Here is a 14,300-nt window from a genome sequence, read left to right on the forward strand (position 1 = left end):
GTTCCCCCGCCGGTTCCTCCACCTTTTGCTCCTCCGTGGGCGGGTTGCCGGCGGCGGCGCCGGCCGCAGGGGTGAGCGCGTCCTTCAGCCGGGCAGGAAGGCGGCGACCGCCTCGTGGAGGCGCGTCGGTTGGTCCAAGTGGACGTCGTGGGCCGCCCCGGGGATGCGCACCGTCACCGTGTCCTGCCGGTGGGCGAGCATCGTGGCGGGTTCCCCGGGGCGCATCGTGCCGTGTTCGCCCTGGACGAGGAGCGTGGGACAGGTGATCCGGGACCACTCGTCCCAGTAGGCGGTGGTGGCCAGTTCGGCGATGGTGTCGATGATCGTGGTGCGGTCCCAAGTGGAGTGCCAGCCGTCGGCCCGCCGCTCCAGCGTCCTCGTCCACGCTTCGTGGCCGAGGAAGGACCGCGCCTCTTCCAGGGACGTGAACGGGGTCGGCCAGCTGTCCAGCCAGGTCGCGATGTGGGCGGGGAGGTCGGGTGCCGGGCCCGCCGGGCCCGCTTCGATCAGGATCAGGGAGCTCACCAGGTGAGGGTGGGAGGCGGCCAGCAGCATCGCCGTGTGGCCGCCGAGGGACTGGCCGAGGAGGGTCACCGGGGCCAGGTCCAGTCGCTGGACGAGGGCCACGGCGTCCTGGACGTGGGCCTCGCGGGTCGTGGTCGCCGGTGTGCGGGTGCTGGCACCGTGACCCCGGGCGTCGTACGTCACCACCCGGTGGCCGTCGGCCGACAGCTGCGCGGCGAGGGTGTCCCACTCGCCCTGGTGGCCCGCCAGACCGTGCAGGAGCAGGAACCCGGCGGTCGGCGTGGGCCCGTCCGCCGGGTGGTGGTCCCGGTGGGCGATGCGGGTGCCGTCGGGGGTGGTGAGGGTTCCTGATGTCGTGCGGGTCAAGGGCCCCCCTTTTTCCGTCGGTTCGACCGGCATCCGCGTACGACGGCCCCCCGCGTGTCCGGAGGGGGCCGTCGCACGCCTCACATCAGGAGCCTACGGCGCCGGTGTGAGATCTGCCCGGCCGAACAGGAGGGCGTAGCCGGTGGGGAGTTGGGCCAGGATGCGGGTGACCAGGCCGTCGCCGACGATGGGCGGCAGGGCGCTCAGGACCGAGCTGACGTCCCAGCGGGCCGTGGCCGGCGTCGCCCCGGGGGTGCGTGAGGCGACCTCGTCGACGAACCGTGCGGCCGTGAGGCGGTGTGTGGCCGGGATCTGGGAAGCGATCAGCCTGGCGGCCTCCGTGGGCAGGGCGCGGGCCAGGTCGACCCGTTCGTCGCCGGTGACGTGGGTGCCGAGGGCGGCCAGGACGGTACGGATGACCTGTTCCGCCTTCGCCCGGGGGTCGTGAACTGCTGGCCGTTGGCTGCGCACGGGCGCATTCAAGCGCGTATGAGTGACTGTCCGCCCAGCGGTACGTGCGCGACTCCATGGACGGGAACGGCAGTTCTGCTGTCGAATGTGTGACCTTTCCCGGTGATGTTCGTTGATTGCGCTGAGGGATTGGGTCGGTGGGCGTGAGGCGGGGGGTGAGGGGATTGGGTGGGTTGCGGCAGGTGGGGGCGTCGTTCGTGGTGCCCGGCCCTTCCGGGGTTGCGGTCCGTGACCGACTCAAGCACCTGAGCGCCGAGGACGAACGTGTGCTGCGTCTGGTCGGTGACCATCTGGGCACGCTGGCTTCCCGGGATCTGAAGGCACGTTGTGCAGCCGGGCTGGCCCATGATGCTGAGTCGTGGGCCGAACGTAAGCGGGGCCTGACGGTGGAGTCGTCCTCGCGGTGGGCGGGGTCGATCACGAGGGCCTCCCATGATCAGTGGGCGCTGGCCCGGCGCGGGCAGCTCGCGCACATTCAGAGCCTGGATGCGGGGGTGCGCACGATCGCGCACCGGCTGTCCCTGCCGGTGGGTGAGGCGGGCAGCAGGCGGGCTCCGGGCGGCTATCGCAGCAAGCGGGAGTGGTTCGCCAAGTCGCGTCGGTTGCACGTGCTCGAGGACCGGCTGCGGGCGGCGCGGGCGGACTGGCAGGCCGGACGCGTGGCTGTGGTGCGCGGCGGGAAGCGGCTGCTGAACACCCGCCACCACCTTGACGCGGCACATCTGAGCGAGGAGCAGTGGCGCACGCGGTGGCAGGCCGGGCGCCGGTACCTCCAGGCTGATGGCGAGTCGGGGAAGCGGTTGGGCAACGAGACCATCCGTGTCACGCCCGGCGGCGAGGTGTCGATCAAGCTCCCCGCCCCCTTGGTGCATCTGGCGAACGCCCCGCACGGCCGGTACGTGCTCGCCTGCCGGGTGGCGTTCGCGCACCGGGGCGAGCAGTGGGCCGACCGGGTCACTGCGAACCGGGCGGTCGCCTACCGCATCCATGAAGACACCGCACGCGGGCGCTGGTACCTGACCGCGTCCTGGACGATCCCGCCGGTCAAGACCGTGCCCCTGGCTGCGGCCCGCGCGAACGGGCTGGTCGGTGTCGACACCAACGCCGACCACCTGGCCGCCTGGCGCCTGGACACCCACGGCAACCCCGTCGGTCAGCCCCTCCGCTTCGGCTACGACCTGTCCGGCACCACCCAACATCGCGACGCCCAGATCCGCCACGCACTGATCCGCCTGCTGCACTTCGCCAAGCGCCACGGCCTCGCGATTGCGGTCGAGGACCTCGACTTCACCGCGGAGACCACCCGCGAGAAGCACGGCCGCCGCAGGACGCTCCGCAAGCTGATCTCCGGCATGCCCACCGCCAGGCTGCGGGCGAGGCTGGTGTCGATGGCGGCCGAACTCGGCATTCCTATCGTCGCTGTCGACCCCGCCTACACCTCCCGGTGGGGCGCCCAGCACTGGCAGAAACCCCTCACCACCCACAACCGCAAACCCACCCGCCACGATGCGGCCGCCGTGGCGATCGGCAGGCGCGCCCTCGGGCACCCGATCCGGCGACGGACGGCACCGCCCCCTGCTCACCGGAGCGATGAGCAGGGGCATCGGACCGTCCAGGCCGGATCGGTGGCCCCAGGGCGTGAGGAAACCCGCCCCCCTCCCCGGACCACGGACACGATCCGTGCGCGCCGGACACGGAGCGAAAGCGGGCAACCAGGACACCCAACACCGTTCGGGACGTCCGGCTGAGCACGAGTCCTGGCAACAGGACTCACTCCCGCTCAGTCCTTAGGAACGGTCCGTGCGCATGAGCATCACTGTCCCACTTCTCTTCAGGTGCGGTAGGTGCGATGCCCTACGGGTTCTGCGTCTTCTTATATAGCTCGGAGGAGGAAACTTGACAAGCCGAGGCTCAGGTTCGGGTTTCCATGGCGTGCGGGCTAGCCTCGGGATCTTGAGCAGGGCGTAGGACGCAGGAGGCAGGAATGGCGAAGGTTCCCAGTGCGGTGATCGCGGCGAGCGGGCTCGTGGGCGGGTACGGCGTGGCCCGCTGGACCCGGCAGCGGCCGCTCGGCGGGGTCGTGCTGGCCGCGGCCGGTACGGCGGCGGCGCGGCAGTGGCGGCAGCAGGCCGGCGGGGTGGCAGCGGTGGCGTTGTCGGCTGTGTATGTCGCCGCCTTCGCGGGCTCTCATCCGCTGGCGAAGAAGGTGGGGGCCTGGCCCGCCGTGTTCGGTGTGGCGGGGGCCGTGGGGCTGGCGTCGTGGGCGGTCGCGGACCGACGCGGCTGACCGTCCGATCTCGGTGAGCCGGCTTGGCCGGCCGGCTCACCTCGGCAGGCACGACAAAAGAACCCGGCCCTGAATCCCAGGGCCGGGTTCTCGTTGGAGCGCCGGGCAGGCCTTGCACCTGCATTTCCCCACAGGAAGTGGGGCGTCTTTCCTTGGACCACCAACGCATCGTCTGGCTGCCGGAGTTCCGGCGGCTGGACACAGATCAACTATAGCGCAGTTTTTGTTATCGCCTCACCGCCCGGCCGTCTCCTCACCGTCCCCCGCAGGTACGCGACTTACGACGCCGAGGTACGACGACGTGAAACGACAGATCAGCCGCCGCAGCATCCTGAAGGCAACGGGCATCGGTGCAAGTGCCGCTGTGGGCACCGGTGCCGGTGCGACCGCGCTCGCCACCCCGGCCGGTGCCGCCGGCGCCCCTCTCGTTCACCCCGGGCTGCTGCACACCCGTGCCGATCTGGACCGTATGGCGGCCAAGGTGAAGGCGGGGGCCAGACCGTACACCGCCGGGTTCGCCGAGCTCACCGCCAACCGGCATGCGCAGAGCGGGTGGCGGGCGAATCCGCAGGCCGTCGTGTACCGGGGGTCGGGCACGCCGCAGAACTACGGGATCCTCTACAACGACATCCACGTCGCCTACCAGAACGCCCTGCGCTTCCACGTCAGCGGCGAGGAGGCGTACGCCGGCACCGCCGTGGCGATCCTCAACGCCTGGTCGGGGAAGCTGACCCGGCTGGAGGGCAGCGCCGACCGGTTCCTGGCGGCGGGGCTGTACGGCTACCAGTTCGCGAACGCCGCCGAACTGGTCCGCGACCACGGGGACTTCGACCTCGGGCGGGCGCGGCGGCTGATGCTGGACGTCTTCCATCCGCTCAGCGACGACTTCCTGAGCCGTCACAACAACGCCGTCCTCACCAACTACTGGCCCAACTGGGACCTGACGGCCATCGCGTGTGTCCTCGCGACCGGGATCTTCTGCGACGAACGGGCCGTGGTGGAGCGGGCCGTGGAGTACTTCAAGCACGGGGACGGCATGGGGTCGGTCCGGCACGCGATCCCCGTCGTCCATGCGGACGGGCTCGGCGAGTGGGTCGAGGCCGGGCGTGACCAAGGGCATGCGCTGCTCGGGGTGGGGCTGATGGGCACGGTGTGCGAGATGGCGTGGAACCAGGGGGTCGACCTGTACGGGTACGACGACAGCCGGTTCCTCAAGGGCGCGCAGTACGTGGCCAAGTGGAGCCTGGGCGGGGATGTGCCGTACACGGCGAACACGCGGAGGAAGGGGGCGATCGGGGGCTGGTCGGGGGTGGAGACCGCTGCGGGTGTCGCCGGTGTGGATCCGGGGATGACGCGGCCCATCTGGGCGATGATCGCCAACCACTACACCAGGCGGCGGGGGTTGCCGGCGTCGTACGTCACGCGGGCGGCCGCCAAGGCCGCACCGGAGGGCGGGGGTGGGGACTACGGGCCCGACAGCGGCGGGTTCGACCAGCTGGGGTTCGGGACGCTCGCGTTCACCCGGGACCGGGTGGAGGTGGCTGACGGGGGCCCTTCGCCGAGTCCGGGTCGCTCGTCGGGCGGGTCGCGGGGCGCCGGGGGTGTCCGGCCCGCCTCGGCGTCTCCGGCCGCCGGGGAGGACCTCGCCGCGACCGGCTCCGGGGACGCGGCGGGATGGGCCGCGGCGGCGGGGATCGGCGCGGTGGCGGGCGGCTTGCTGTTGCTGCGCAGGCGTGACCGGGGGCGCCGGGAGTCGGCCGAATAGCGTGACCGGAGCATGTGGGCCGGCCCTGCCCTTGTCCTCCTCGCGGTTCGTGGCCCACATGCTCCGATCGCGCCCCGGCCGTCAGGCCTACGCCGTCGTCGGCCGAGCCCCCTCGGCCCCGGGGCCGGCCTCGGACGCGCCGTCCGTCCCGCCGCTGCCCGCCGCCGTCAGCGGCTGGGCGATGTCCTCCAGGGAGCGGCGTTCCGCCTTCACCGCGAGGAGGGCCGCCACCAGGCCGGCCAGGCACATCAGGGTGGCGCCGATGGAGAAGGCGAGGACCGTGTCGCCGACGACGCCGGTTTCCGTGAGCTTGGCGAACAGCAGCGGGCCGCTGATGCCGCCGGCCGCGGTGCCGATGGCGTAGAAGAAGGCGATCGACATCGCGCGGGTCTCCATGGGGAAGACCTCGGAGACCGTCAGGTAGGCGCTGGACGCGCCGGCCGAGGCGAAGAACAGGACCGCGCACCAGCAGGCCGTCATCGTCGTCGCGCTCAGGGAGCCCCGGTCGAAGAGCCAGGCCGTGCCGAAGAGGAGCAGGCCGGACAGGATGTAGGTGCCGGAGATCATGATGCGGCGGCCGACCGTGTCGAAGAGCTTGCCGAGGACCAGCGGGCCGACGAAGTTGCCGATGGCGATGACCGCGAAGTAGTAGCCGGTGTTGCCGCTGGGGACGTCGAAGAACGTGGTCAGGATCGCGCCGAAGCCGAAGGTGATGGCGTTGTACAGGAACGCCTGGCCGATGAAGAGGGAGAAGCCGAGGACGGCGCGCTTGCGGTAGTCGGAGAAGACCGTGCGGCCGATCTCCAGGAAGGAGACGCTGCGGCGCTGGTGGATGGTGATCTCGCCCTCGGCGCGGGGCAGCGGCTCGCCGCGCTCCTCCTCGATCTTGCTTTCGATGGAGGTGACGATGCGTTCCGCTTCTTCGTCGCGGCCGTGGATCAGCAGCCAGCGCGGGCTTTCGGGGACGTGCCGGCGGACGAGGAGGATCACCAGGGCGAGGACGGCGCCGAGCGCGAAGGTGAGCCGCCAGCCGACGTTCGCCGCGAAGATGTCCGTGTCCAGGGCGACGATCGACAGCAGCGAGCCGAAGACCGCGCCCAGCCAGAAGCTGCCGTTGATCATGAGGTCGGTGCGGCCGCGGTACTCCTTGGGGATCAGTTCGTCGATCGCGGAGTTGATGGCCGCGTACTCGCCGCCGATGCCGAAGCCGGTGAGGAACCGGAAGAGGAAGAACCACCAGGTGTCGAAGGAGATCGCGGTGAGGGCCGTGGCGGCCAGATAGACCGCCAGGGTGATCATGAAGAGCTTTTTGCGCCCCCATTTGTCGGTCAGACGGCCCCAGAACAGCGCGCCCAGGCAGGCGCCCGCCACGTACAGGGCGGCCGCCATGCCGGTGACCTCGCCGGAGGTGATGGGCAGGCCGCTGCCGGGCTCCGACAGGCGGCTGGCGATGTTGCCGACGACGGTGACTTCGAGTCCGTCGAGGATCCACACGGTGCCGAGACCGATGACGATCGTCCAGTGCCAGCGCGACCACGGCAGGCGGTCGAGGCGGGCGGGGATGTCGGTGGTGACGGTGTGGCCGGTGTCGGCCTGGGCGGTGGTCATGGGCCCCCTCCTCTTCGAGCGGAACCCAGGCCGGGTGCCCTGACCGGCTTCTCTTAAGCCCGAAGCCTCACGCGCCCAGTGCGTGCGACACCGTGTGGATCAGCAGGCCGGCCAGGGAGCCGACCACCGTGCCGTTGATGCGGATGAACTGCAGGTCGCGGCCGATGTTCGCCTCGATCTTCCGCGTGGTGTGCTCGGCGTCCCAGCTCGCCACCGTGTCGGTGATCAGGGAGGTGATCTCCTTGCGGTAGGTGGTGACGACGTAGACGGCCGCGTCCTCCACCCACCGGTCGACCTTGTCCTGCACCTTGCGCTCGCCCGCCATCCGCGAACCCAGCGACAGCAGGGAAGCCCGTACGCGCAGCCGCAGCTCGCTGCGCTCGTCCTCGGCCGCCGAGACGATCATGGATCGTACGGCCGTCCAGGCGCTGGCGATGAGGTCCTGGACCTCGCCACGGCCCAGCACCTCGCCCTTGAGCCGCTCGACGCGGGCGCGGGTGTCGGTGTCGGACTGGAGGTCGGAGGCGAAGTCGGTGAGGAAGCGGTCGAGGGCGCCGCGGGCGGGGTGGGCGGGCATGTCGCGCATCTCGGTGACGAAACGCAGCAGTTCCTTGTAGACGCGCTCGCCGACCTTCTTGTCGACGAACTTCGGGGTCCAGCCCGGCGCGCCGTCCTGTACGGCGTCCATCACGGAGTCGCTGTGCAGCACGAGCCAGTCGTGGGCGCGGGTGACGACCAGGTCGACGACGCGTTTGTGGCCGCCGTCGGCGACGACCTTCTCCAGCATCTTGCCGATGCCGGGCCCGATCTCCTGTGCGTTCGCACGGCGGGTGATGGCCTCGCCGACCACCGCCTGGACGTCGGAGTCGCGCAGGACCGTCAGGGCGCCGCGCAGGGCGGTGGACAGCTCGGCGGTGACCCGGTCGGCGTGTTCGGGGACGGCGAGCCAGGCGCCGAGGCGGCTGCCGATGCCGACGGCGCGCAGCCGCTGCCGTACGACGTCCTCGGAGAGGAAGTTCTCGCCGACGAACTCGCCCAGCGAGACGCCCAGCTGGTCCTTCTTCGTGGGGATGATCGCGGTGTGCGGGATGGGGATGCCGAGGGGGTGGCGGAAGAGGGCGGTGACGGCGAACCAGTCGGCGAGCGCGCCGACCATGCCCGCCTCGGAGGCGGCGGCGACATAGGCCGCCCACGTCCCCGCGCCGGAGTTGTGCGCCCAGGTCGACAGGACGTAGACCAGCGCCACGAACACCAGAAGTCCGGTGGCGGTGAGCTTCATACGGCGTACGCCGCGCTGTTTCTCCTCGTCCGCCGGGCTGAACGTCGTCATCGCGCGGTTCACGGCGCCGCCGGGGCGGGCATGCTGCCCTCCGGCACCGGCATCCTTTTCTGCTGCTTTCGTCCGTTCCATCCGCTCCACCCGCTCGGTGATCCCGCACACATTGTCCCTTCCTGACCGACTCCTGGAACGGAACAGGAGTTCCCGGCGTCTGTCGGGAGGGGGTATTGCCACGGGGTGCTGTGAGCTCCCCCCGGCCCATGCCGCATCATGGGCACATCAGATCGGAGCCTTGGGCTCCCATCGCCCGAGGAGAACTGAACAGCATGACCCGAGGACGTGGCTACGCCCTCCTGGCCCTGGTCGTCGCAGCGATCGTGGGCCTTTCCACCGCCATATACGTCGGTGTGGCGTCCGACGACGGCCTGCGCATCCGCAACGCCCTCGGCGACGGCCGCGCCCCCCACAACTCCGCCGCACCCGCCTCCACCGGCACCTGGGTCGGCACCTGGTCCGCGTCCCCCTCCGCCGCCGAACCCGGCACGGAGGTCACGGGTATGGCGGACCGTTCGGTACGCAACGTCGTCCACACCAGCGTCGGCGGTACGGGTGCCCGCGTGACGCTTTCCAATCTCTACGGCCAGTCGCCGCTGAGCATCACGCGGGCGACGATCGCCGTCTCCGCGGGCAGCGGTACACCGGCGGCACTCGCCGACACCATGCGGCAGCTGACCTTCGGCGGCGGCCCCACGGTCGTCATCCCGCCCGGCCGGCAGGTCATGAGCGACGCCGTACGGGTCGTCGTCCCGCACGACTCCGACGTCCTGGTCACCACCTACACGCCCACCAGCTCCGGCCCCGTGACCTACCACCGGCACGCCCGGCAGGTCTCCTACGTCGCCCAGGGCGACCACGCCCAGGACGCCACGGGTGCGCCGTACACCGAGCGGATCGGGTCCTGGCGGTACCTGACGGCGCTGGACGTGCTGAGCAACGAGTCCGACGGCACGGTCGTCGTCCTCGGCGACTCCCTCACCGACGGCATCACCTCCACGCCGGACACCAACAGCCGCTGGACCGACGTGCTGTCCGACCGGCTGCGCGCCGAGATCGCCTCCGGCCGGGACCTGCCCCGCTACAGCGTCGTCAACCAGGGCATCAGCGGCAACCAGGTCCTCGCCGACGGCCTGGGCCGCCCCGCGGACAACCCCAGCGGCCTGAACCGCTTCGGGCGGGACGTCCTGGAGCGGACGAACGTCAAGGTCGTCGTCATCGACCTCGGCGTCAACGACATCCTGCGCAACCCGCGCCTCGCCGACCCGAACGCGATCCTGACCGGGCTGCGGACGCTGGTGGGACAGGCCCACGCGCGCGGTGTGAAGGTCGTCGGCGCGACGCTCATGCCGTTCCAGGGGCACCGCGGGTACACCGAGGCGCGTGAGCAGGTCCGCCAGACGATCAACGCGCAGATCCGCGCCGGGCGGGTGTACGACGCGGTCGCCGACTTCGACCAGGCGCTGCGTGACCCGTACAACCCGCGGCGGCTGCGACCCGAGTACGACTCGGGCGACCATCTGCACCCCAGCGACGCGGGGTACGCCCGGATGGCGGAGTCCTTCGACCTGTCGACGCTGAAGGGATCGGCGCCGGCGGAGCTGTAGTCCCGCCCCGCACCGTCTCACCCCGTGCCCGTCGCCCGACCACAGGCGGCGGGCACACCGCTGCTCAGCGCTCCCCGTCCCGGACCGTCTCGACCCGTGCCCGTCGTCTGCCGCAGGCGTGCGGCACACCGGTGTCAGCGTTCCCCGCCCCGCACCGTCTCGACCCGTGCCCGTCGTCTGCCGCAGGCGTGCGGCACACCGGTGTCAGCGTTCCCCGCCCCGCCCCGCACCGGGCGCGCCGGGTCGCGATCGGTGCGACCTACCCGGAGGACGTGGCGCGGCTCTTCGAGGAGTTCCTGCGCGCGGCCGGCGTGGAGGTGGTGTCGGTCGACAGCTCCGGCATCATCACGGCCGCCGAGGTCGGCACGTGGGGCGAGGCCGAACTCCTCGCGCTCGCACGGAACTCCGACCACCCCGACGCCGAGGTGCTGCTCCTGCCGGACACGGCCCTGCATACGGCCGCCCACATCCAGGCTCTGGAGGAGGAGCTCGGCAAGCCGGTCCTGACCGCCAACCAGGTCACGGTCTGGGAGGGCCTGCGCCTGGCGGACCGCCGGGTGAACGCGCCCGAGCTGGGAGCGCTCTTCACGCGGGAGCCGATCGTCCAGGCGTGAGCCGGCGGGCCCGGCCTCGCCGCCCGCGGCACCTGTCGTGGGCGGCGAGCACCTGTCGTGGGGGCGAGCGGGTGCCGTGAGCCGGCGAGCGGGTGCCGGAATCGGCCCCACCCCTTCTTCGGTGCGAAGCGGGGCAGAAGCGCTCCAACTTCCCACCCCCTGCCGAGGAACCTCCCATTCCGTCACATCGCACGAAACTTCGGTTGACCGAAAGCGCATTCCCCGTTTGTCGTCCATTCCGTGCACACTGACCCCGTCCACAGCCAGTCGTGCCGTGAAGGACCCTCCGATGGCCGAATCGGGCCCGTTCAGATCCTCTGCAAGCGCTGTCCGGCTGGCCGGGCGCCTGCTGTGCTGGAACCTGGCCGCGGGCATGGCCTCGGCCGCCGCGGACGCCTTCCTCCACCCCCGGGTCCGCTGGTGGGGGTCCGTGTGGCCGCTGCCCTGGTGGCTGGTCTTCGCCTCAGCCCTCGCGTGGGCCGTCCTGCGCGCCCGCGAGAAGGCCGACCGCCCACCTCCGCAGGACAGCGTGCGCAGCGACTGGGAGCGGGCCGCCTGACCCCCGGCCGGGAATAACCGGAGACAGTCCCCTGTTACGGCCGTGACGACAGCACACGGCCCACAGCAGGAGGCACACCCCGTGGCGGCAGACGAGACACGCGGCGCGGCAGACGAGATGCGCGGCGCGGCACAGGGCAGCGCCCCCGTCCCCCTGTCCGTACTGGACCTGGTCACCGTGGGCGCAGGCCGCACCGCCTCCGACGCCCTGCGCACCAGCGTCGACCTGGCCCGCCTCGCGGAGAACCGCGGCTTCCACCGCTACTGGGTCGCCGAGCACCACTCCATGCCGGGTGTGGCCTCCTCCTCCCCGGCCGTGATCCTGGCCCACCTCGCCGCCCACACCGAGCGCATCCGGCTCGGCTCCGGCGGCGTGATGCTGCCCAACCACGCCCCGCTCGTGATCGCCGAGCAGTTCGGGACGCTGGAGGCCATGGCCCCGGGGCGGATCGACCTCGGCCTCGGCCGCGCCCCCGGCACCGACGGCGCCACCGCCGCCGCCCTGCGCCGCGCGGAACGGCTGAACGAGGGCGCCGACGACTTCCCCCAGCAACTCGCCGAGCTGACCCGCTTCCTCGACGACGACTTCCCCGACGGCCATCCCTACCGCCGCATCCACGCCGTCCCCGGCCCGGTCCAGGCCACGTCCCCCGGCGGCGTCCAGTCCCCGCACCGCCCGCCCCTCTGGCTGCTCGGCTCCTCCGGCTTCAGCGCCCGTCTGGCCGGCGCCCTGGGTCTGCCGTTCGCCTTCGCGCACCACTTCTCGGCGCAGAACACCATCCCGGCCCTCGACCTGTACCGGGAGTCCTTCCAGCCGTCCGGCGTGCTCGACGAGCCGTACGCCCTCATCGGCGTCTCCGCGTTCGCCGCCGACGAGGAGCGGGAAGCCCGCCGGCAGGTGCTGTCCGCAGCCCTCAGCATGGTCCGGCTGCGCACCGGCCGCCCCGGCCTCGTGCCCACCCCGGACGAGGCGGAGGCCTACGAGTTCAGCCCCATGGAGCGCGAGTTCGTCGACTCCTGGAACGCCAACGTCGTCCACGGCACCCCGGACGAGGTCCGCTCCGGCCTGGACGACCTCGTCAAGCGCACCGGCGCCGACGAGCTGATGATCACGGCCAACGCGCACGGCGGCGACGTCCGCGTCCGCTCCTACGAACTCATCGCGGACGCCTACGGCTTGCCGACGCCCGCCTCGGCCTGAACGTCCGGCGTGCCCAGCAGTTCGGAGATACGGTCCGGCGACACCGGACGGGAGTAGAGCCAGCCCTGTCCGGTGTCGCAGCCGATGCTGCGCAGCCGCGTCGCCTGCGCCGAGGTCTCCACGCACTCGGCCGTGACGGTCAGCCCGAGCCGGTGCGCGAGCTGGATCATCGCCTCGACGACGACCGCGTCGGCCGGGTTCGCACGGGCCGCCGCCTCCCGGTCGTCGTACTGGAAGCCGCGCACGAACGATCCGTCCAGCTTCAGCACCGACACCGGCAGCCGGCTCAGGTACGCGAGGTTCGAGTAGCCGGTGCCGAAGTCGTCGATGGCGATCCGCACCCCCATGTCGCTGAGCGCCTTCAGGGTCTGCAGCGGGCGTCCCGCCGAGCCCATCACCGCCGACTCGGTCAGCTCCAGCTGGAGCAGGTGCGGGGCGAGCCCGGTCTCCGCCAGGGTCTCGGCCACGTCCGCCACCAGGTCCGAGTCCCAGACCTGTCGCACCGCCACGTTCACGCTGACGAAGATCGGCGGCTCGTCCGGGTGGTCCAGCTGCCACCGCCGGGCCTGCCGGCAGGCCGTACGCAGCACCCAGCGGCCCAGCGGGACGATCGAACCGTCCTCCTCCGCCAGTCCGATGAACCGATTCGGCGTCAGTACGCCGAACTGAGGATGATTCCAGCGGATGAGCGCCTCGACCCCGTGCAGCCGGTCGTCCTCCATGCCCACCAGGGGCTGGTACTCCAGCTGGAACTCGCCCCGCTCGATGGCCGGCCGGAGCGTGGAGGCCAGGGCCTGGCGGGTCATGCGGTGGGCGTTGCGCTCCGGGTCGAACAGCGTCCAGCGGGCCTTGCCGTCCGCCTTCGCCCAGTAGAGCGTGGTGTCGGCCGCCTGCATCAGCGCGGTGGGGGTGGTGCCCGCGGCGTGCCGCTCCACGACCCCGATCGACGCCGAGACCGACAGCCGCTGCCCGGAGATGTCGAACGGGTCCTGGACGGCGCGCAGCGCCGACTCGGCCAGTTCGGCCAGTTGCTCGGTGCCCGTGGAGTCCTCGACGAGCAGCGCGAACTCGTCACCGCCGAGCCGGGCCACCAGCGGGATGCTGGTCCGTGAGTGCCCCGCCTCGTCGGCGCAGCGCATCAGGCGCTCGGCGACGGCGGCCAGCAGCCGGTCGCCGACGCGGTGCCCGAGGGTGTCGTTGATGGCCTTGAAGCCGTCGAGGTCCAGGTAGCACAGCCCGATCCGGCCCGTGCCGCTCTGCTCGTAGGACTCCGCCTCCAGCGCGGCCGACAGCCGTTCGAAGAACAGCGTGCGGTTGGGCAGCCGGGTCACCGGGTCGTGCATCTGCAAGTGCCGCAGCCGGGCCTGGAGTTCCCGGCGGGCGCTGATGTCGGCGACGGACAGCAGTACGCAGTTGTCCTCGGCGGGCAGCGGGGTGACCGTCACCTGCACCCACAGCGAGTGCCCGTCGGGGTGCTTCAGCCGGCGCGTGCAGCGCAACCGGGACTGCCGGCCGCGCAGCACCTCGCGGTAGGCGTGCCAGGTGCGGGCGTCGGAGGAGAGATCGACCAGGTCGGCGGCGGCGGACCCGGTCGGCCCGTCGGGGCCGGTGCCGAGCAGCGCGGCGAGCGCGGCGTTGGCGCTGACGACCGTGCCCTCGCGGTCCACGACCGCCATGGCCAGCGGGGCGGCTGCGAAGACCGAGCGGTAGGGCTGCCGGGACGGCGGCTCGGTACGGGGAGACGTGTCGATCTCACTCTCTGTGACGACCGGCCGGTCCAGGTCTGCCGCGGGCGCCGGCCCTTCGGGGGTTCCGCTCACCGCTCGCTCCCGCATGTATTCGATCTCTGTCCGTGCAGGAAAGGTCAGGAAAGTGTGCCGATCATAGAGGCTGGCCCCAGGGCCTTCCAGCCGGTGTCCAGTCTCCTCGGCCAACCGGCCCTTCTGCCAGATCGTTTCTGCGCAC

General features: G+C 71.6%; 10 protein-coding genes and 2 pseudogenes. 7 read left to right on the top strand and 5 right to left on the bottom strand.

Translation table 11 applies throughout. The annotated features are described in order from the left end of the window. Positions 1-84: 84 nt before the first annotated feature. A complete protein-coding gene (locus ACFCXS_RS07710) occupies positions 85-891 on the bottom strand; it encodes an alpha/beta fold hydrolase (protein ID WP_376642145.1) in 807 nt (268 codons plus the stop codon). Positions 892-984: 93 nt separating this feature from the next. Further along, positions 985-1,374, bottom strand: coding sequence for a DUF2267 domain-containing protein (locus ACFCXS_RS07715; RefSeq protein WP_376642146.1), 390 nt, complete (start codon positions 1,372-1,374; stop codon positions 985-987). 152 nt (positions 1,375-1,526) lie between these two features. Between ACFCXS_RS07715 and ACFCXS_RS07720 the strand changes: the two are divergent. From ACFCXS_RS07720 to ACFCXS_RS07730, 3 genes and pseudogenes are all read left to right on the top strand, one after another. Further along, a pseudogene (locus tag ACFCXS_RS07720) lies at positions 1,527-3,153 on the top strand (IS200/IS605 family accessory protein TnpB-related protein). Positions 3,154-3,346: 193 nt separating this feature from the next. Further along, entirely contained in the window at positions 3,347-3,649 is a 303-nt protein-coding gene (locus ACFCXS_RS07725; RefSeq protein WP_376642147.1) for a hypothetical protein, read from the top strand. Between the two features lie 301 nt (positions 3,650-3,950). Next, a complete protein-coding gene (locus ACFCXS_RS07730) occupies positions 3,951-5,414 on the top strand; it encodes an alginate lyase family protein (protein WP_376642148.1) in 1,464 nt (487 codons plus the stop codon). A gap of 87 nt (positions 5,415-5,501) precedes the next feature. Here ACFCXS_RS07730 and ACFCXS_RS07735 read toward each other — a convergent pair whose 3' ends face one another. Both ACFCXS_RS07735 and ACFCXS_RS07740 read right to left on the bottom strand, forming a co-directional pair. Further along, complete coding sequence (locus tag ACFCXS_RS07735) at positions 5,502-7,022, bottom strand: MFS transporter (protein ID WP_376642149.1); 1,521 nt, start codon at positions 7,020-7,022, stop codon at positions 5,502-5,504. A 67-nt stretch (positions 7,023-7,089) separates the two neighbouring features. Next, positions 7,090-8,463, bottom strand: a complete 1,374-nt coding sequence (locus tag ACFCXS_RS07740; protein ID WP_376642150.1) for a DUF445 domain-containing protein — start codon at positions 8,461-8,463, stop codon at positions 7,090-7,092. Between the two features lie 164 nt (positions 8,464-8,627). Between ACFCXS_RS07740 and ACFCXS_RS07745 the strand changes: the two genes are divergently transcribed. From ACFCXS_RS07745 to ACFCXS_RS07760, 4 genes and pseudogenes are all read left to right on the top strand, one after another. Then, positions 8,628-9,962 (top strand): SGNH/GDSL hydrolase family protein, encoded by a 1,335-nt coding sequence (locus tag ACFCXS_RS07745; RefSeq protein WP_376642151.1) that lies wholly within the window; start codon positions 8,628-8,630, stop codon positions 9,960-9,962. Between the two features lie 233 nt (positions 9,963-10,195). Then, positions 10,196-10,576, top strand: a pseudogene (locus tag ACFCXS_RS07750) (decarboxylase); the annotation flags it as partial. A 289-nt stretch (positions 10,577-10,865) separates the two neighbouring features. Continuing rightward, positions 10,866-11,135, top strand: a complete 270-nt coding sequence (locus ACFCXS_RS07755) for a hypothetical protein (protein ID WP_376642152.1) — start codon at positions 10,866-10,868, stop codon at positions 11,133-11,135. 117 nt (positions 11,136-11,252) lie between these two features. Further along, positions 11,253-12,335, top strand: a complete 1,083-nt coding sequence (locus tag ACFCXS_RS07760; RefSeq protein WP_376642413.1) for an LLM class flavin-dependent oxidoreductase — start codon at positions 11,253-11,255, stop codon at positions 12,333-12,335. Here the strand turns inward: ACFCXS_RS07760 and ACFCXS_RS07765 are convergent. After that, a complete protein-coding gene (locus tag ACFCXS_RS07765; protein WP_376642153.1) occupies positions 12,305-14,170 on the bottom strand; it encodes a putative bifunctional diguanylate cyclase/phosphodiesterase in 1,866 nt (621 codons plus the stop codon). The genes ACFCXS_RS07760 and ACFCXS_RS07765 overlap by 31 nt on opposite strands. Positions 14,171-14,300: the final 130 nt, after the last annotated feature.

Origin of the sequence: Streptomyces sp. NPDC056373 (assembly GCF_042262425.1) — a bacterium.
GTDB lineage: Bacteria > Actinomycetota > Actinomycetes > Streptomycetales > Streptomycetaceae > Streptomyces.